The sequence below is a fragment of the Pseudomonas sp. Q1-7 genome, from assembly GCF_028010285.1.
Classification (GTDB): domain Bacteria; phylum Pseudomonadota; class Gammaproteobacteria; order Pseudomonadales; family Pseudomonadaceae; genus Metapseudomonas.
Genome location: NZ_CP116304.1, coordinates 5,544,056 through 5,563,406, shown reverse-complemented (window position 1 = coordinate 5,563,406; position 19,351 = coordinate 5,544,056). Strand labels below are relative to the sequence as shown.

The window sequence follows — 19,351 nt, the reverse complement described above, 5'->3', positions numbered from 1 at the left end:
AGCCATCCCTATGTCCAGTTCGAATTCTCCTTATAGCGCCTTCGCCGCTCTTCTTGCCTCCGCCGGCCAGCCGGTTTCCCCCGCCGAACTGCACGGCCTGCTGCTCGGCCGCAGTTGCGCCGGCGCCGGCTTCGACCCGGAACCCTGGCTGGAGGACGCCGCCGAACTGCTCGGCAGCGCCCCGCAGGACAGCTTGCGCCAGGCCCTGATCGGCCTGCAGGAAATGGTCAAAGGCGAGCTGACCGGCAGCGAGATGGCCGTGGTCCTGCTGCTGCCCGGCGACGATTCGCCGCTGGCCGAACGCGCCGCCGCCCTTGGCCAATGGTGCCAGGGCTTCCTCGGCGGTTTCGGCCTGACCGCCCGCGAAGGCGCATTGTCCGGCGAAGCCGTCGAAGTGCTCCAGGACCTCGCGTCCATTGCCCAGGTGCAGAGCGCCCTGGAAGATTCGGCCGACGGCGAGAGCGACTACATGGAGGTGATGGAGTACCTGCGCGTCGCCCCCCTGCTGCTGTTCGCCGAGTGCGCCAGGCCCGCCGCGCCAGCCGCCAAACCCTCGTTGCATTGACCCGAGTGGCGGGCGCCCCCCGCCCTGAAGGAGCGCGCATGACCCGAATCCCCAAGGCCGAATACGCCCGCCGCCGCAAGGCGCTGATGGCGCAGATGGAAGCCAACAGCATCGCCATCCTGCCCGCCGCGCCGGTGTGCATCCGCAACCGCGACGTCGAGCACGTCTACCGCCAGGACAGCGACTTCCAGTACCTCAGCGGCTTCCCCGAGCCGGAAGCGGTGCTGGTGCTGATTCCCGGCCGCGAGCATGGCGAATACGTGCTGTTCTGCCGCGAGCGCGATCCGGAGCGTGAACTCTGGGACGGCCTGCGTGCCGGCCAGGACGGTGCCATCCGTGATTTCGGCGCTGACGATGCCTTCCCCATTGGCGATATCGACGACATCCTCCCCGGCCTGATCGAAGGGCGCAGTCGCGTCTACTACTCCATCGGCACCAACACCGAGTTCGACCAGCACCTGATGGAGTGGGTCAACACCATCCGCTCCAAGGCCCGCCAGGGTGCCCAGCCGCCGAAGGAATTCGTCGCCCTCGATCACCTGCTGCACGACATGCGCCTGTACAAGTCGGCGGCGGAAGTGAAGGTCATGCGCGAGGCCGCCGAGGTGTCCGCCCGCGCCCACGTACGTGCCATGCAGGCCGCTCGCGCCGGCCTCTACGAGTACCACCTGGAAGCCGAGCTGGAATACGAGTTCCGCCGGGGTGGCGCGAAGATGCCGGCCTACGGTTCCATCGTGGCTGCCGGCAAGAACGCCTGCATCCTGCACTACCGTGAAAACGACGCACCGTTGAAGGACGGCGACCTGGTGCTGATCGATGCCGCCTGCGAGCTGGACTGCTATGCCAGCGACATCACCCGCACCTTCCCGGTCAGCGGCCGATTCAGCCCCGAGCAGAAGGCCATCTACGAGCTGGTGCTGAAATCCCAGGAAGCCGCCTTCGAGGAAATCGCCCCCGGCAAGCACTGGAACGAAGCCCATGAAGCCACGGTGCGGGTCATCACCGCCGGCCTGGTGGACCTGGGCCTGCTCAAGGGCGAGGTCGACGAGCTGATCGCTTCCGAGGCCTACAAGGCCTTCTACATGCACCGCGCTGGCCACTGGCTGGGCATGGATGTGCACGATGTCGGCGAATACAAGGTCGGCGGCGAGTGGCGCGTGCTGGAGCCCGGCATGGCCATGACCGTCGAACCCGGCATCTATATCGGCGCCGACAACCAGGACGTGGCGAAGAAGTGGCGCGGCATCGGCGTGCGCATCGAAGACGACGTGGTGGTCACGAAAAGCGGCTGCGACATTCTCACCGGCGGCGTGCCCAAGACCGTGGACGAGATCGAGGCGCTGATGGCCGCCGCGCGCAGCCAGGCCGCCTGACATGCAGCGCAGCCAAGTCGCGATCATCGGTGGCGGGCTGGTCGGCGCCAGCCTCGCCCTGGCGCTGCAGGATGGCGCGCGGGCGCGGGGCTGGAAGATCGTCCTGATCGAGCCCTTCGCTCCCGGCAACAGCTTCCAGCCCAGCTATGACGCCCGTTCTTCAGCGCTGTCCTTCGGCAGCCGGCAGATCTACGAGCGCCTGGGCCTGTGGCAGGCCATCGCCCGGCGTGCCGAGCCGATCCTGCAGATCCACGTCTCCGACCGCGGGCGCTTCGGCGCCGCCCGCCTCGCCGCGCTGGAAGAAGGCGTGCCGGCATTGGGCTACGTGGTGGAGAACGCCTGGCTCGGCCAGTGCCTGTGGCAGGCCTTGGACGCGGAGGTCGTGACCTGGCACTGCCCGGCCGAAGTGGTCGGCATGCAGGCGCTGGAAGGCGGCTATCGCCTGACCCTTGACGACGAGACCCAGCTCGACTGCGACCTGGCGGTGCTGGCCGATGGCGGCCGCTCCGGCCTGCGCGAACAACTGGGCATCGGCGTGCACCGCACCGCCTACCGGCAGACCGCGCTGATCGCCAATGTCAGTCCGCTGGAGGCCCATCGTGGCCAGGCCTTCGAACGCTTCACCGACGAGGGCCCGATGGCCCTGCTGCCGCTGCCGGAGAACCGCTGCGCGCTGATCTGGAGCCGCCCCGGCGACGACGCCGAGCGCTTGGCGCACCTGGACGAGCGGCGTTTCCTGGATGAGCTGCAGGACAGCTTCGGCTACCGCCTGGGGGCCTTCCAGCAGGTCGGCGCACGGCACCTGTACCCGCTGGAACTGGTGGAAGCCGAGGAGCAGGTACGCTCCAGCCTGGTCGTACTGGGCAACGCCGCCCACAGCCTGCACCCCATCGCCGGCCAGGGTTACAACCTGTCCCTGCGCGACGCTCAGGCCCTGGCCGAGGCGTTGCTGGCCAGCGACAGGACGCCGGGCGACTTCGCAACCCTGCAGGGCTACCTGCAGCGCCAGCGCCTGGACCAGAACCTCACCGTGGGCTTCTCCGACCGCGTGACCCGCCTCTTCTCCAACGCCGAACCGCTGCTGACCGCCGGCCGCAACCTGGGCCTGCTCGGCCTCGACCTGCTGCCGCCGGCCAAGCGCTGGTTCGCCCGCCAGGCCATGGGCCTGGGCACCCGTCCGGACTGACCGGGCGTGCCTCACACGAATACAGGGAGCCTCAAGGCCTGATATGGAACTGCGCGCGGATCTGATCATCGTGGGCGCCGGCATGGTCGGCAGCGCCCTGGCACTGGCGCTGAAGGACAGCGGCCTGGATATCCTGCTGATCGACGGCAGCCCGCTGAGCGTCAAGCCGTTCGATCCGGCCGCCGCCTTCGAACCCCGGGTCAGCGCCCTGTCCGTCGCCAGCCAGCGCGTCCTGCTGCGCCTGGGGGCCTGGCCCGGCGTCCTCGCGCGGCGCAGCAGCCCCTACTCCGAGATGCACGTCTGGGATGGCTCCGGTACCGGACAGATCCACTTTTGCGCGTCGAGCGTGCATGCCGAGGTGCTCGGCCACATCGTCGAGAACCGCGTGATTCAGGATGCCCTTATGGAACCGCTGCACGACAGCGGCATCGGCCTGATGCCCGGCGCGCGCCTGGAGCGCCTGCGCCGCTCCGGCGATGACTGGCTGCTGACCCTGGTGGACGGCCGCGAACTGCGCGCGCCGCTGCTGGTGGCCGCTGACGGCGCCAACTCCGCGGTGCGCCGCCTGGCCGGCTGCGCCACCCGTGAATGGGATTACCTGCACCACGCCATCGTCACCAGTGTGCGCTGCGCGAAGCCGCACCAGCGCACCGCCTGGCAGCGCTTCACCGACGACGGTCCGCTGGCCTTCCTGCCCCTGGAGCGGGACGGCGAACACTGGTGTTCCATCGTCTGGTCGGTGACCCCGGCCGAGGCCGAACGCCTGATGGCGCTGGACGATGCGGGCTTTTGCAACGAACTCGGCCGCGCCTTCGAATGGCGCCTGGGCGAAGTGCTCGGCGCCGATCCGCGCCTGTGCATCCCGCTGCGCCAGCGCCACGCCAAGCGTTATGTGGAAGAAGGCCTGGCGCTGATCGGCGACGCCGCCCACACCATCCACCCGCTGGCGGGGCAGGGGGTCAACCTCGGCTTCCTCGACGCCGCGGTTCTGGCCGAGGTCCTGCTGCGCGCCAACGGGCGTGGCGAACGCCTGGCCGACGAGCGCGTGCTGGGCCGCTACGAGCGCCGGCGCATGCCCCACAACCTGGCGATGATGGCGGCGATGGAAGGCTTCGAGCGCCTGTTCCAGGCCGATCCGCTGCCCTTGCGCTGGCTGCGCAACAGCGGCCTGAAGTGGGTCGACGGGATGCCCGAGGCCAAGGCGCTGTTCGTGCGCCAGGCCCTCGGCCTCTCCGGCGACCTTCCCGACCTGGCGCGCGCCTGAGCGGCCGCGCCGGTACACACTCCGACATAAAAACACCTACAGTTCGCAACTGAGGTTGACTATCATTCAGCCTTTGTCGCTATCAAGAGGCTCCAGCCATGCGGGTACGTCAGTCCCTTTTTGCGCTCCTCGCGCTGTCCGCCGCCGTCACGTCAGTCCAGGCCGCCGATGGAGTGGTGGTCTACTCCTCGCGCATCGACGAACTGATCAAGCCGGTATTCGACGCCTACACCGCCAAGACCGGCGTCGAGATCAAGTTCATCACCGACAAGGAAGCCCCGCTGATGCAGCGCATCAAGGCCGAGGGCGAGAACGGCGTGGCCGACCTGCTGCTCACGGTCGATGCCGGCAACCTCTGGCAGGCCGAGCAGATGGGTATCCTGCAACCCTTCACCTCGCCCGTGATCGACGCCGACATCCCGTCCCAGTACCGCGCTGCCAGCCACGCCTGGACCGGCCTGTCGCTGCGCGCGCGGACCATCGTGTACTCCACCGAGCGGGTGAAGCCGGAAGAGCTGTCCACCTACGAGGCGCTGGCGGACAAGAACTGGGAAGGCCGCCTGTGCCTGCGCACGGCGAAGAAGGTCTACAACCAGTCGCTGACCGCCACCCTGATCGAGACCCATGGCGCGGCCAGGACCGAGGAAATCCTCAAGGGCTGGGTCAACAACCTGGCCACCGACGTGTTCGCCGACGACAACGCCGTGATCCAGGCGGTGGACGCCGGGCAGTGCGACGTGGGTATCGTCAACACCTACTACTACGGCCGACTGCACAAGGAGAACCCCGACCTGCGGGTGAAGATCTTCTGGCCCAACCAGGCGGATCGCGGTGTGCACGTCAACCTGTCGGGCATCGGCCTGACCCGGCACGCGCCGCATCCCGAGGCCGCCAAGGCCTTGGTGGAATGGATGACCACCGACGAGGCCCAGGGCCTGTTCGCCGGCATCAACCAGGAGTTCCCGGCGAACCCGCAGGTCAAACCCTCGGACGAGGTCGCCGCCTGGGGCAGCTTCAAGGCCGACACCATTCCGGTGGAAGTGGCCGGCAAGCGTCAGGCCGAAGCCATCCGGATGATGGACCGGGTCGGCTGGAACTGATCCGCCGCTCTGCCGCTATACTCGACGCCCCGGCCAGTCCGGGGCGTTCCGTTTAGATCCCCGAGAGGTTTGCGTGGCCCATCCCGCCCAGCGCCGCTGGTACCCCATCAGCTTTGCCGTCGCCATCCTGGTGCTGCTGCCCCTGAGCGTCCTGTTGCTGTCCTGGGGCGAGGTGGACAGGGAGATCTGGTCCCACCTCTGGGACACCCAGATGCCGCGCCTGCTGGGCAATACCCTGGTACTGGTGACCGGTGTGTCGGTGGGGGTGACCCTGCTCGGTGTCAGCCTGGCCTGGCTCACCAGCCTCTGCGAATTCCCCGGCCGGCGCTGGCTGGACTGGGCGCTGATGTTGCCCTTCGCCGTTCCGGCCTATGTGCTGGCCTTCGTCTTCATCGGCCTGTTCGATTTCTCCGGGCCGGTGCAGACCCTGCTGCGGGACTGGTTCGGCAGTGGCCTGCGGCTGCCCCGGGTGCGCTCCACCGGCGGGGTGATCCTGGTGCTGGTGCTGGTGTTCTATCCCTACGTCTACCTGCTGGCCCGTGCCGCCTTCCTGGCCCAGGGCAAGGGCCTGATGGAGGCCGCGCGGGTGCTCGGCCAATCGCCCTGGCAGGCCTTCTGGCGGGTGGCACTGCCCATGGCGCGACCGGCCATCGGCGCCGGCCTGGCCCTGGCGATCATGGAGACCCTGGCCGATTTCGGCGCGGTCGCGGTGTTCAACTTCGACACCTTCACCACGGCCATCTACAAGACCTGGTATGGCTTCTTCAGCCTGTCCAGCGCGGCCCAACTGGCCAGCCTGCTGCTGCTCGGCGTCTGCCTGGTGCTCTATGGGGAGCGCCGTGCCCGTGGCGCCAGTCGCCCGGCCAGCGAACGGCCGCGGGGCAAGGCGCTCTACCACCTGCATGGGATCAAGGCCCTGGCCGCGACCTTCTGGTGTTCCCTGGTATTCGCCTGCGCCTTCGTCATCCCCATGCTGCAACTGCTGGTGTGGTTCTGGCAGCGCGGCCGCTTCGACCTCGACGAACGTTATGCCGGGCTGATCCTGCATACCCTCTACCTGGGCGGCATAGCGGCGCTGCTCACCGTCTGCGTGGCCCTGCTGCTGGCCTTCGCCCGGCGCCTGGCGCCGACCCGGCCGGTGCGCGCGGCGGTGGGCCTGGCCAACCTCGGTTATGCGCTGCCGGGCTCGGTGCTGGCGGTGTCGATCATGCTCGCCTTCAGCTACCTCGACCGCCAGTGGGTGATCCCGCTGTCCAGTTGGCTCGGTGGCGCCGGCAAACCGCTGCTGCTGGGCAGCCTCGGCGCGCTGCTGCTGGCTTACCTGGTGCGCTTCATGGCGGTGGCCTACGGCCCGCTGGAGAACGGCCTGGCGCGCATCCGCCCGTCGCTGCCGGAAGCCTCCCGCAGCCTCGGCGTGGGCGGGCCGGCGCTGTTCTGCCGGGTGTACCTGCCACTGCTGCTGCCGGGCACCCTGAGTGCCGCGCTGCTGGTGTTCGTCGACGTGCTCAAGGAAATGCCCGCGACCCTGCTGATGCGTCCCTTCGGCTGGGACACGCTGGCAGTGCGTATCTTCGAAATGACCAGCGAAGGCGAATGGGCCCGCGCCGCGCTGCCCGCCCTGACCCTGGTGCTGGTCGGACTGCTGCCGGTGATCGGCCTGATCCGCCGTTCGGCACGCCGGATCGGCCACTGACGACGATCGGAGGACGCCCCGCCGGGCTCAGTGGGCAGGGCTCCGGGCCGTTCCGCCCGTGCCTGACGGTCATCGGCACCCCCCATTCGCCGGAGTGTCCAGGGTTCGACCTTGCGGCTACAATGCGCGCCATTCGTTGCGGCCGGCCTGTCGCGGCGGTGGGCGATCCCACGCCGCCGACCCGCCGCATCCTCGCCAAGCCCGGAAGGAGAAACCCATGGGACAGCGCACTCCACTGCATGACCAGCACTTGGCACTGGGAGCCAAGATGGTGGATTTCGGCGGCTGGGACATGCCCCTGCACTACGGCTCCCAGGTCGAGGAGCACCATCAGGTGCGCCGCGACTGCGGCGTCTTCGACGTCTCCCACATGACGGTGGTGGATGTCGCGGGCAGTCAGGCCAAGGCCTGGCTCCAGCAGCTTCTGGCCAATGACGTCGAACGTCTGCAGGTCCCCGGCAAGGCGCTTTACAGCGCCATGCTCAACGAGCGTGGCGGGGTGATCGACGACCTGATCGTCTACCTCACCGAATTCGGCTATCGCCTGGTGGTCAACGCCGCCACCCGCGACAAGGACCTGGCCTGGATGCAGGCCCGCAGCCAGGGTTTCGAGGTCCGCTTGAACGAGCGCGCCGACCTGGCCGTGCTCGCCATCCAGGGCCCCAGCGCCCGTGCCAAGCTGGCGGAGCTGGTGAGTACCGAGCGCGCCGCGCTGATCCACGAACTCAAGCCCTTCCAGGGGCTGCCCGACGGTGACTGGTTCATCGCCCGTACCGGCTACACCGGCGAGGACGGCCTGGAAATCATGCTTCCCGCCGATCAGGCCGCTGGCTTCTTCAATGAACTGGTGGGCGCCGGTATCGCCCCCATCGGTCTCGGCGCCCGCGACACCCTGCGCCTGGAAGCCGGAATGAACCTCTATGGCCAGGACATGGCCGAGGACATTTCTCCGCTGGTCTCCAACATGGCCTGGACCATCGCCTGGGAACCCGAGACCCGCGACTTCATCGGCCGCCAGGCCCTGGAAGCCGAACGTGCCGCCGGGGTGGCCAGCAAGCTGGTCGGTCTGGTGCTGGAGGAGCGCGGCGTGCTGCGCGCCCACCAAGTGGTGCGGGTGGAGGGCGTGGGCGAGGGCGAGATCACCAGCGGCAGCTTCTCCCCGACCCTGAACAAATCCATTGCCATGGCGCGCGTGCCGATGGCCACCGGCGAGCGTGCCGAAGTGGAAATCCGCGGCAAGTGGTTCCCGGTTCGCGTCGTGCGGCCGAACTTCGTGCGCAATGGCAAGGCCTTGATCTAAATTTTCAGGCGGGCCATCCGCCACAGTCTCTGAGGAACTCGACATGAGCAACATCCCCGCCGAATTGCGTTACGCCCCCAGCCACGAGTGGGCCCGTCTGGAAGCCGATGGCACCGTCACCGTGGGCATCACCGACCACGCCCAGGAAGCCCTGGGCGACGTGGTCTTCGTCGAACTGCCGGAAGTCGGCAAGACCCTGGCCGCCGGTCAGGAAGCCGGCGTGGTGGAGTCGGTGAAGGCCGCTTCCGACATCTACGCGCCGATCGGCGGTGAAGTGGTCGCCGTGAACACAGCCGTCAGCGACGCCCCCGAGAGCGTCAACAGCGATCCCTACGGCTCCTGGTTCTTCAAGCTCAAGCCGAGCGACGCCGCCGAGCTGGACAAGCTGCTCGACGCCGCCGCCTACAAGGCGAGCGCCGACGCCGATAGCTGATTCACCCGCTATCCTTGAAAAAGCAAAAAGCCTCGCTAGTCGAGGCTTTTTGCTTTTCCGCAGAGGCCAAACGAGGTCCCGCCCATGTCCCAGATGCCCTCGCTGTCCCAGCTCCAACAGCCCGACGCCTTCCTCCGCCGCCATTTGGGGCCGGACGAGGCGGAACAGCGGGCCATGCTCGAGGTCCTGGGCCTCGCCAGCCGTGACGAGCTGATCGTGCAGACGGTGCCTCCGGCGATCCGCCTCAACCGTCCTCTGGAGCTGCCGCCGGCGCTGGACGAGCAGCAGGCCCTGGCGAAGTTGCGCGGCTACGCCGAGCAGAACCAGCTGTGGACCAGCCTGATCGGCATGGGCTACCACGGCACCATCACGCCCACGGTGATCCTGCGCAACGTGCTGGAGAACCCCGGCTGGTACACCGCCTACACCCCTTACCAGCCGGAGATCGCCCAGGGCCGGCTGGAGGCTCTGCTGAATTTCCAGCAACTGACCATCGACCTCACCGGCCTCGACCTGGCCAGCGCCTCCCTGCTCGACGAAGCCACCGCCGCCGCCGAAGCCATGGCCCTGGCCAAGCGGGTGGCCAAGTCGAAGAGCAACCTGTTCTTCGTCGACGAAGACAGCCACCCGCAGACCATCTCGGTGGTGCAGACCCGCGCCCAGGCCTTCGGCTTCGATCTGGTGGTCGATCATGTGGATAACCTGGCGCGGCACCAGGTTTTCGGCGCGTTGCTGCAATACCCGGACACCCACGGCGAAATCCGCGACCTGCGGCCGCTGATCGAGCACCTGCATGGCCAGCAGGCCCTGGCCTGCGTCGGCACCGACCTGCTCAGCCTGCTGCTGCTCACGCCGCCCGGCGAACTGGGGGCCGACGTGGTCTTCGGTTCGGCCCAGCGCTTCGGCGTGCCCATGGGCTACGGCGGCCCCCATGCGGCATTCTTCGCCACCCGCGACGAGTTCAAGCGCGCCATGCCGGGGCGGATCATCGGGGTGTCCAAGGACGCCCGTGGCAACGTGGCCCTGCGCATGGCCCTGCAAACCCGCGAGCAGCACATCCGTCGCGAGAAGGCCAACTCCAACATCTGCACGGCCCAGGTGCTGCTGGCCAATATCGCCAGTTGCTACGCGGTCTACCACGGCCCGGAGGGGCTGAAGCGCATCGCCCAGCGCGTCCACCGGCTCACCGCCCTCCTCGCCGAAGGCCTGGCGCGCAAGGGGGTGCAGCGCGACAACCAGTATTTCTTCGACACCCTGACCCTGGACGTGGGCGGCAGCCAGAACGCCGTCATCGAGTCGGCCAAGCTGGCGCGCGTCAACCTGCGCATTCTCGGGCGCGGCAAGCTGGGGGTCAGCCTGGACGAAACCTGCACGGCGGAAACCGTCGAGCAACTGTTCGGCATCTTCCTCGGCGCCGATCACGGCCTGTCGCTGGCCGAACTGGATGAGGCGGTGCGGGTGCCGGGCATTCCCGCCGATCTGCAGCGCAGCAGCGGCTACCTGAGCCATCCGGTGTTCAACGCCCACCACAGCGAAACCGAGATGCTGCGCTACCTCAAGCAGTTGGAAAACAAGGACCTGGCGCTGAACCAGGCGATGATCCCGCTGGGCTCCTGCACCATGAAGCTCAACGCCACCAGCGAGATGATCCCCATCACCTGGCCGGAGTTCGCCAGCCTGCACCCCTTCGCACCCCGCGAACAGGCGCTGGGCTACAAGCTGATGATCGACGAACTGGAAGCCTGGCTCTGCGCCATCACCGGCTTCGACGCCATCAGCATGCAGCCCAACTCCGGCGCCCAGGGCGAGTACGCCGGGCTGCTGGCCATCCGTCGCTACCACGAGAGCCGTGGCGAGGGGCATCGCAACATCTGCCTGATCCCGGCCTCGGCCCACGGCACCAATCCGGCGTCGGCGCAGATGGCCAGCATGCGCGTGGTCATCGTCGACTGCGACGAGGGCGGCAACGTCGACCTGGAGGACCTCAAGCGCAAAGCGGCCGAGGCCGGTGGGCAACTGTCCTGCCTGATGGCCACCTACCCCTCGACCCACGGCGTCTACGAGGAGGGCATCCGCGAGATCTGCGAGGTTATCCACAGCCACGGCGGCCAGGTCTACATGGACGGCGCCAACCTCAACGCTCAGGTGGGGCTGGCGCGGCCGGCGGACATCGGCGCCGACGTTTCCCACATGAACCTGCACAAGACCTTCTGCATCCCCCACGGCGGTGGCGGGCCGGGCATGGGGCCGATCGGCGTGCGCGCGCACCTGGCGCCCTTCGTCGCCAACCACCCGGTGATCGAACTCAAGGGGCCGAACCCGGAGAACGGCGCGGTGAGCGCGGCGCCCTGGGGCAGCGCGAGCATCCTGCCGATCAGTTGGATGTACATCGCCATGATGGGGCCGGACCTGGCCGATGCCACCGAGGTGGCCATCCTCGGCGCCAACTACCTGGCCCGGCAGTTGGGCGACGCCTACCCGGTGCTCTACAGCGGTCGCAACGGCCGGGTGGCCCACGAGTGCATCCTCGACTTGCGCCCGCTCAAGGCGGAAACCGGGATCACCGAGGAGGACGTGGCCAAGCGCCTGATGGATTACGGCTTCCACGCCCCGACCATGAGCTTCCCGGTGCCCGGCACGCTGATGGTCGAGCCCACCGAAAGCGAGAACAAGCACGAACTGGATCGCTTCATCGAGGCCATGCTGAGCATCCGCGCGGAAATCGCCAAGGTGCAGGCGGGCGACTGGCCGGCCGAGGACAACCCCCTCAAGCGCGCCCCGCACACCCTGGCCGACGTGATCGGCCACTGGGAACGGCCCTACAGCATCGAGGAAGCCGTCACCCCCAGCGAACACACCCGCGCGCACAAGTACTGGCCGACGGTGAACCGGGTGGACAACGTCTACGGCGACCGCAACCTGTTCTGCGCCTGCGTGCCGCTGGAGGATTATCGGGAGTAGAGGGGATGGCCCGTGCCCGCATCGCGAACGAAGTCGCCCCTGCCAGGGCTGGCCTGCGGGCGCGGATTCATTGTCATGAGTTGCGACGCTTGCGGGCTGCAAGACCTATGCAAAGGCATTTCGTAGGCTGGCGCCGAGCCTGCTAAGCCCAACATTTCCAGGCCACCTGGCTGCGTTGGGCGCTCGGCACCGGCCTGCAGAGTCCGAGGGAGCCGACAGCAAGTCCACGTTCTACGAACGTGGACGTTTACTCGCGGTATCTCACTCTTCCGTGGCGAGAATCGCGCTGGCCAGTTCGCTGTCGCTGGCCTTGAGCCCGGGGTGTTCGCTGCGGATGCGCTGCAGCGCGGCTTCCAGGTAGGGGCCACGGATTTCACCGCCACTGGCGACGAAGCTGCTGGCGTCGTCGCGGGCCGCGACCATCAGCTTGTCGTCCTTGAAGGTCAGGTACGTGGACGCAGTGGTGGCGCCGGAGGAAATCACATCGCGCCAGAAATCGCTGTCGGCCATGGCCGAGCCAGCGGGCAGGGCGGCGATTGCGAGAGCTGCTGCATACAGGCGGGTGCGCATGGTCTGGTACTCCGTATCGCGGTGGGCCTGAAACGTCAGATTCGGCGGCGCTCCAGCAAGTTCCACCCGGCTGCCCACCGGTCACGTACGCCGGCCGCCTCCCCTCATTCCCGCCGCAACGCGGGATCGTCCGGGTTCTGTTGTTCCAGTTCGGCGAACAGCGCCTGGACTTTCTGGATCTGTCCGGCCTCGCGCCAGTAGCGGATCAGCGCCAGGCGTGCCTCGCGGTTGGCGGGGTCGCGCTCCAGCAAGGCTTCCAGGCGATGACCGGCCTCTTCCAGTTGGCCGCTGTCATGCTGGGCGACCGCATAGGCGTAGCCATACAGGGGGTTGTCCGGTTCCAGCCGGACGGCTTCGGCGAAGGCTTCGAGGGCGCCCGGCAGGTCGCCCTTGCGGAGTAGCATCAGGCCGTTGGCATGCCGCAGCAGGGCCGCCCGGGGGTGCTCCGTGAGGGCCTGTTCGAGCAGGGCGCGGCCTTCTTCCCAGCGGAAGTTGCCGTCCAGCCACTGCACCAGGGCGACCCGCGCCGGCAGGTAATCCGGGTCACGCCGCAGCGCCGTCCGCAGGCGCGCTTCCACGGCATCGGCGCGGCCGTTGGCCTGGTAGAGCCGCGCCAGGTTGAGGTTCGCCTCGGCGCGATCCTGCTGGCTGAGTAGCACCGCCTCGTATTCGGCGATGGCCTCGTTCCAGCTCTGCTCGTAGTTGCCCAGGCCGGTGGCGCGCAAGCCCAGGAGTTCGTGGGCGGCGGCGATGCGCACGGCGCGTACCGGGTCGGTGAGCAGCGGCGCCAGCAGGTTGCGGCGCTGTTCCGGGGGAACCAGGGCGGCCACTGCTCGGACGGCGGTCTCACGTACCTGCGGCGCGGGATGGGTCAGGTGCCGCGCGGCGGCGTTCAGGGCGCGCTCGCTGGGGTAGGTGGGCAGTTCGGCCAGCAGGGTGGCGCGGCGGATCGCCGGCAGTTCGCGGGACTCCAGTTGCTGGAAGAGTGCCCGTGAGGCGCCCGGCCGGCCCTGGCGGATCAGCCACAGGCTTTCGTCGTAGCGCGGCGCGGTGGCCTTGTCCTCGCCGTACCAGAGGCGGAACTGTTCGGCCACCTGGTCCCCGGGCTGCTCACGGTGGCAGCCAAGGCAGGCGTCGGGAGTGCCCAGCTTCAAGGCCCGCGCCGGGTTGGGCAGGCTGAAACCGTGGTCGTGGCGCACGTCGTTGCCCATAAAGGTCTTGCCTGGCATGTGGCAGTCCACGCACTGCGAGCCGGCCTGGCCCTGGGCATGGTGATGGTGCTCGGGGCTGTCGTAGTTCTTCGCCGTCAGCCCCCGGTCATCGATGCCCTCGACCTCGGCCTGGCCCGACGGGTTGTGGCAGCGCAGGCAGACACCGTTGCCCGGCGCTCTGAGCGCCGTGCTGTGGGGGTTGTGGCAATCGCTGCAGCGCACCCCCTTGGCGTATAGGCGGCTCTGGGTGAAGGCGCCGTACTCGTACACCTCGCCCTTGATCTTGCCGTCCAGCTCGTAGAGCTCACGGGTGAGGGTGCTGGGCAGGTAGTCGTCCATCAGCCGCTGGCCGTGGTGAGAGTCGTCGTCCAGCGGAACGCGGCGGGCGTGGCAACGGGCACAGGTTTCCACCGCGCGAATCCGATCCGCCCGGGCCAGGTCGAGGGCGAATCCGGCATTGGCTGCCCTGTACTGCTTCGCCGCCCAGTCGAGGTGGCGGGAGGCCGGGCCGTGGCAGGCCTGGCAACCGACGCCCAGGCTGTTCCAGCGGCTCGCGTAGTGGTCGGTGGCCGGGTCGTAGTGGCGCTGGAAGCCGGTGCTGTGGCATTCCACGCACTGCGCGTTGGCGTTCTGCTGCGGCCGGGCCCAGTGTTGCGCATCCCCGGCCTGCGGGCCTTGACTCGCGGGTGGCCGGAACCAGCTGCGCTGGTTCACGTCCCAGGCCAGGTCCAGGGCCTGCAGGCGTCCGCCGGAACCTTCCACCAGGTACTGCTGCAGGGGTGCCACGCCGAAGGTGTAGGCGACGCGGAAGTCCGCCGGTTTGCCATCGGCGCCGGGCGCGTTGACCCAGAAGGCGCCGTCGCGGCGGAAGAAGCGGGCGGCTCCGGCATCATCCTGGAAGCGCGCGTCGTCGAAGTTCCCCTGCACGCTGGTCTCGGTCGCGTCCTGCATCGCCAAGCGGTGATGACTGGCTCGCCAGTCCCGGACCTGCTGGGCATGGCAGCCGGCGCACGTACGCTCGTCCACCAGGCTCGCCGGCTGGGCATTGGCCTGTGCCGGAGCCCCATCCAGCAGGGCGCCAGTGCCACCCTTGACGAACCACCAGGCGCCCAGGCCGATCAAGAGCAGCAGCCCCGCGAGGACGGGGTAGACAGGGCGCCGGACGGAAGAGCGGGCCTCGGAAGCGGGCTTGTGGTGCTTCGACATGCAGACATCCGCTGTGCTGGCGAGCGTGCCTCAGGGTGGCGTGCAGGTTCCGTGAATGCCCCGGAGGCCGTCAAGGCTGCATGTCGCGATTGGCTCGGCGAGGCCGGATGACGGTGCCCTTGAGCGTGCGGGCGGAGGGTTGACCCGCGAGGGGCGAGGCGAGCCGGTCAGACCGGCTCGACCTTGAGCAGCACGCCGTCCTGGCCGATCACCTTGACCTGGCTGCCGATGGGCAGGTCGGGACCGCTCACCAGCCAGACCGAATCGCCGGCCTTGATCTTGCCGCGACCGTCGCTGATGGCTTCATGCAGGGCGAACTGGCGGCCGATGAACTCGTAGCCGCGTCGGTTCAGGCCAGGCTGCGCGGAGGGCTTGGCGGCGCTGCGCTGGCGGCGCCACCAGTACACCGCGGTGAAGACCGACAGCACGCCGAAGAGCAGGAACTGGAGGGCCCAGTGCAGCTCCGGGGCAATGAAGGTGAGTACCCCGACGCAGGCGGCGGCGACGCCGATCCACAGCAGGTAGCCGCCGGCACCGAAGACTTCGAGGATCAGCAGCAGGGTGCCGAGGGCGAGCCAGTCCCAGTAGGTCAGGTGCTGCAGGTAGTTCCACATGGCCTCAGCCCTTCTTGCCATCGAAGGTGGCGCGGACGATCTCGCCGATGCCGCCCACGGCGCCGATCACCTGGCTGGCTTCCAGCGGCATCAGCACCACCTTGCTGTTGTTGGCGCTGGCCAGTTTGCCCAGGGCCTCGACGTATTTCTGCGCGACGAAGTAGTTCACCGCCTGCACGTTGCCCTGGGCGATGGCGTTGGACACCATGCGGGTCGCCTCGGCTTCGGCCTGGGCGGCGCGTTCGCGGGCCTCGGCTTCGAGGAAGGCAGCCTGGCGCTGGCCCTCGGCCTTGAGGATCTGGGCCTGCTTCTCGCCTTCGGCGGTAAGGATTTCCGCCTGGCGGCGGCCTTCGGCTTCGAGAATCTGCGCGCGCTTCAGGCGCTCGGCCTTCATCTGGCTGGCCATCGCCTCCACCAGGTCGGCCGGCGGGCTGATGTCCTTGATCTCGATGCGGGTGACCTTGATACCCCAGGGCGCGGTGGCTTCGTCCACGGTGCGCAGCAGGCGCTCGTTGATGGCGTCGCGCTGGCTGAGCATGGCGTCCAGCTCCATGGAACCGAGCACGGTACGGATGTTGGTCATCACCAGGTTGCGGATGGCGTGCTCCAGGTCGTTGACCTCGTAGGCCGCCTGGGCGGCGTTGACCACCTGGAAGAAGCACACGGCGTCGATGGTGACGATGGCGTTGTCGGCGCTGATGGCTTCCTGCGGCGGAATGTCCAGCACGCTTTCCATGACGCTGAGCTTGCGGCCGATGCGGTCCATCACCGGCACGATGATGTTCAGGCCCGGCGTGAGGGTGTTGGTGTAGCGGCCGAAGCGTTCCACGGTCCACTCGAAGCCCTGGGGCACCACCTTGAAGCCCATGAAGACGATCGCGATCGCAAGGGCGACGAAAAGAATGACGACACTGCCGATTTCCATGGGAAAGACTCCGTTTGCTGGCTGTTGTCCTGGCGTCCGGGGCCCCTCGCCCCAGCCGCCAAGCATTTCATTTCTGTTCGCTTTGTGGCGTGACCCGCAGCACTTCTTCGATGGTTGTCATGCCGCTGGCGACCTTCTGCGCGCCGGACAGGCGCAGGCTGCGCATGCCTTCCTTGAAGGCCGCGCGGCGCAGGGCGATGAGGTCGGTGTCGGCGGTGATCAGCGGCTTGATGCCGTCGGACAGCAGCATGATCTCGTACACCCCGGCGCGGCCGCGGTAGCCGGTGTCGCGGCATTCCAGGCAGCCGACGGCGCGGTGGGCACCGGTGGGCATCGGCGCGCTCCAGGGCTTGGTCAGGCCGCTCCAGTCGTCCTCGGCGAGCTCCATGGGGGCCTTGCAGTGCGGACAGAGGGTGCGTACCAGGCGCTGGGCCATGACGCCCAGCAGGGTGGCGCGCAGTAGGTAGTAGGGCACGCCCAGTTCCAGCAGGCGGGTGATGGCGCTGGGGGCGTCGTTGGTGTGCAGCGTGGAGAGCACCAGGTGGCCGGTGAGGGCGGCCTGGATGGCCATCTCGGCGGTTTCCAGGTCACGGATCTCGCCGACCATGATGATGTCCGGGTCCTGCCGCATCAGCGCGCGGACGCCACTGGCGAAGGTCAGGTCGATGTTGTGCTGGACCTGCATCTGGTTGAAGGCGCCTTCGATCATCTCGATGGGGTCTTCGATGGTGCAGACGTTCACCTCGCTGGTGGCCAGTTGCTTGAGGGTGGTGTAGAGGGTGGTGGTCTTGCCTGAACCGGTGGGGCCGGTGACCAGGATGATGCCGTTGGGCTGGTTGGTCATGCTCTGCCAGCGGCGCAGGTCGTCGGCGGAGAAGCCCAGTTGGTCGAAACTCTTCAGCAGCACCTCGGGGTCGAAGATCCGCATCACCATCTTCTCGCCGAAGGCGGTGGGCAGTGTCGACAGGCGCAGTTCCACTTCGCCGCCGTCCGGGGTCTTGGTCTTGACCCGGCCGTCCTGCGGCTTGCGCTTCTCCGCCACGTTCATCCGCCCGAGGCTCTTCAGGCGGCTGACCACCGCCATGGTGACCTGGGGCGGAAACTGGTAGACGTTGTGCAGCACGCCGTCGATGCGAAAGCGCACCGTGCCCTGTTCGCGGCGCGGCTCGATGTGGATGTCGCTGGCGCGCTGCTGGTAGGCGTACTGGAACAGCCAGTCGACGATGTTGACGATGTGCGCGTCGTTGGCGTCCGGTTCCTGGTCGGTGGCGCCGAGCCTGAGCAACTGCTCGAAGTTGCCCACGCCGCTGATCTTCTGGTCCACCGCGCTGGCGCCGCTGACCGACTTGGCCAGGCGGTAGAACTCCAGGGTGAACTTCTGGATATCCACCGGGTTGGCCACCACCCGCTTGATCGGGCGCTTGAGCACATGGGTCAGGTTGCCCTCCCAGCTGTGCACGAAGGGCTGCGCGCTGGCGATGGTCACCGTTTCGCTGTCGGCGGCCACGGCGAGAATCTTGTGGCGCTGGGCGAAGGCGTAGGACATCAGCGGGGTGATGGCGGCGACGTCGATCTTCAGCGGGTCAATGCGCAGGTAGGGCTGGCCGGCGTGCTCGGCCAGCCAGTGGCTGAGGGTTTCCAGGTCGAGCTTCTTGCCGGGGCGCTTGAGGTCGTCGACCTGCTGGCAGGCGAGAAACTCCAGGGGGTGCTGCTGGTTGTTCACCGCGCTACGGCGAATGGCCAGGCAGTGCTCGGCCTGGTCCTGGCTCAGACGACCCTGGGCCACCAGTTCGCGCATCAGGTCGTTGAGGTCCAGCCAACGGTCCTGGGCGGGTGAGGCAAAGGCGGACATGCAAGCTCCTCGGTCACGCATCTCAGTCTGGAAGAGTAGTCAATCGCTCTTCACGCGGAACGACAAGCATGCCCGAAATGCGCGGGCCCGACTAAGCCATGGGTCAAGGAACGGAGGCGTGCTCCAGCTCCACCGAGGCGACGCTGACGAGCGAACGCATCTTCTGCGCGATGACCTCGGCGCGATGCGGGGTCAGGCCCGGTTGGCGCAGTTGCACCAGCAGGTTGTCGCCCAACTGGTGCACTTCCAGCCAGCGCGGCACCAGTTGCAGCTGGGCGAAGAAGCCGAGCAGGCGGCCGAGCACGTCTGCCTCCGCTTCGGCGAGGATGGCGAATTGCATTTCGTGGGCCTGGTGCCGGGCGGCGTGCGGGTGCCAGTGGTCGTCGCGCAGGGTGGGGGCGGGCTGGAGGCTGAGCATGAAGGATTCCTCGGTGGGGACGCCGATAGTTTTCCAGCCTGTCGGGGGATTTTTCTGCCTGATTGCAGGGAAACGGCGAGATCTTTGGATAGACTTTCCTGCATCTCGCCAAAGCAGGGAAATTTTATGTCCGTCACCCTGGATAACTACGACAAACGTATCCTCGAACTGCTGCAGGGAGACGCCAGCCTGTCCACCGCCGAGATCGCCGAGCGCGTGGGCTTGTCCCAGTCGCCCTGCTGGCGGCGCATCCAGCGGCTCAAGGATGAAGGGGTGATCCGCCGCCAGGTCACCCTGCTGGACCGGCGCAAGGTGGGCCTCAACGCGCAAATCTTCGCCCAGGTGAAACTCAACGCCCACGGCCGCTCCAACCTCACCGAATTCGCCGAGGCCATGCGCGAGTTTCCTGAGGTGCTGGAGTGCCATGTGCTGATGGGGGCGGTGGATTTCATGCTGCGCATCGTCACCCGCGATATCGAGGCCTACGAGCGCTTCTTCTTCGAGAAGCTGTCGCTGGTGCCGGGCATCCAGGAGGTGAACTCCATCGTCGCGCTGTCGGAGATCAAGTCCACCACCAGCCTGCCCGTCGATCAGGGGTAAAAGGCTTGTAGGGGCGATTTCAATCGCCAGGGGCAGCGCAGCTGCTCTGTCTGGTTAAGCGGAATGGCGGACCTTCGGCC

Annotated in this window: 16 protein-coding genes; 10 read left to right on the top strand and 6 right to left on the bottom strand. The window is 67.8% G+C overall.

The features are described from left to right. The first annotated feature begins 10 nt into the window (after positions 1–10). From PJW05_RS25540 to gcvP, 9 genes are all read left to right on the top strand, one after another. The gene (locus PJW05_RS25540; protein WP_271409717.1) at positions 11–565 is read left to right on the top strand and encodes a UPF0149 family protein; all 555 of its coding nucleotides are present in this window, start codon (positions 11–13) and stop codon (positions 563–565) included. A 38-nt stretch (positions 566–603) separates the two neighbouring features. Next, positions 604–1,938, top strand: coding sequence for a Xaa-Pro aminopeptidase (pepP, locus tag PJW05_RS25535; protein WP_271409716.1), 1,335 nt, complete (start codon positions 604–606; stop codon positions 1,936–1,938). Position 1,939: 1 nt separating this feature from the next. Then, positions 1,940–3,124 (top strand): 2-octaprenyl-6-methoxyphenyl hydroxylase, encoded by a 1,185-nt coding sequence (gene ubiH, locus PJW05_RS25530; protein ID WP_271409715.1) that lies wholly within the window; start codon positions 1,940–1,942, stop codon positions 3,122–3,124. 49 nt (positions 3,125–3,173) lie between these two features. Then, positions 3,174–4,388, top strand: coding sequence for a 2-octaprenyl-3-methyl-6-methoxy-1,4-benzoquinol hydroxylase (locus PJW05_RS25525; RefSeq protein WP_271412303.1), 1,215 nt, complete (start codon positions 3,174–3,176; stop codon positions 4,386–4,388). 98 nt (positions 4,389–4,486) lie between these two features. Beyond that, complete coding sequence (locus tag PJW05_RS25520) at positions 4,487–5,488, top strand: extracellular solute-binding protein (protein WP_271409714.1); 1,002 nt, start codon at positions 4,487–4,489, stop codon at positions 5,486–5,488. 73 nt (positions 5,489–5,561) lie between these two features. After that, positions 5,562–7,181, top strand: coding sequence for an ABC transporter permease (locus PJW05_RS25515; protein ID WP_271409713.1), 1,620 nt, complete (start codon positions 5,562–5,564; stop codon positions 7,179–7,181). A 217-nt stretch (positions 7,182–7,398) separates the two neighbouring features. After that, the gene (gene gcvT / locus PJW05_RS25510; protein WP_271409712.1) at positions 7,399–8,481 is read left to right on the top strand and encodes a glycine cleavage system aminomethyltransferase GcvT; all 1,083 of its coding nucleotides are present in this window, start codon (positions 7,399–7,401) and stop codon (positions 8,479–8,481) included. A 43-nt stretch (positions 8,482–8,524) separates the two neighbouring features. Beyond that, the gene (gene gcvH, locus PJW05_RS25505; RefSeq protein WP_271409711.1) at positions 8,525–8,914 is read left to right on the top strand and encodes a glycine cleavage system protein GcvH; all 390 of its coding nucleotides are present in this window, start codon (positions 8,525–8,527) and stop codon (positions 8,912–8,914) included. 84 nt (positions 8,915–8,998) lie between these two features. Further along, complete coding sequence (gene gcvP / locus PJW05_RS25500) at positions 8,999–11,875, top strand: aminomethyl-transferring glycine dehydrogenase (protein ID WP_271409710.1); 2,877 nt, start codon at positions 8,999–9,001, stop codon at positions 11,873–11,875. Between the two features lie 261 nt (positions 11,876–12,136). Here gcvP and PJW05_RS25495 read toward each other — a convergent pair whose 3' ends face one another. From PJW05_RS25495 to PJW05_RS25470, 6 genes are all read right to left on the bottom strand, one after another. Further along, positions 12,137–12,445, bottom strand: a complete 309-nt coding sequence (locus PJW05_RS25495; RefSeq protein ID WP_271409709.1) for a DUF2388 domain-containing protein — start codon at positions 12,443–12,445, stop codon at positions 12,137–12,139. Positions 12,446–12,549: 104 nt separating this feature from the next. Further along, complete coding sequence (locus tag PJW05_RS25490) at positions 12,550–14,862, bottom strand: tetratricopeptide repeat protein (RefSeq protein ID WP_271409708.1); 2,313 nt, start codon at positions 14,860–14,862, stop codon at positions 12,550–12,552. Between the two features lie 167 nt (positions 14,863–15,029). Then, positions 15,030–15,476 carry an NfeD family protein gene (locus PJW05_RS25485; protein ID WP_271409707.1) on the bottom strand — a complete coding sequence of 149 codons (447 nt, stop codon included), beginning with the start codon at positions 15,474–15,476 and terminating at the stop codon, positions 15,030–15,032. Between the two features lie 4 nt (positions 15,477–15,480). Continuing rightward, positions 15,481–16,401, bottom strand: coding sequence for an SPFH domain-containing protein (locus tag PJW05_RS25480; protein WP_271409706.1), 921 nt, complete (start codon positions 16,399–16,401; stop codon positions 15,481–15,483). A 67-nt stretch (positions 16,402–16,468) separates the two neighbouring features. Next, positions 16,469–18,253: a GspE/PulE family protein gene (locus PJW05_RS25475; RefSeq protein ID WP_271409705.1), complete on the bottom strand. Its 1,785-nt coding sequence runs from the start codon at positions 18,251–18,253 to the stop codon at positions 16,469–16,471. A 103-nt stretch (positions 18,254–18,356) separates the two neighbouring features. Further along, the gene (locus PJW05_RS25470; protein WP_271409704.1) at positions 18,357–18,671 is read right to left on the bottom strand and encodes a hypothetical protein; all 315 of its coding nucleotides are present in this window, start codon (positions 18,669–18,671) and stop codon (positions 18,357–18,359) included. 126 nt (positions 18,672–18,797) lie between these two features. On the opposite strand from PJW05_RS25470, the gene PJW05_RS25465 reads away from it, so the two are divergent. After that, a complete protein-coding gene (locus tag PJW05_RS25465; protein WP_271409703.1) occupies positions 18,798–19,271 on the top strand; it encodes an Lrp/AsnC family transcriptional regulator in 474 nt (157 codons plus the stop codon). Positions 19,272–19,351: the final 80 nt, after the last annotated feature.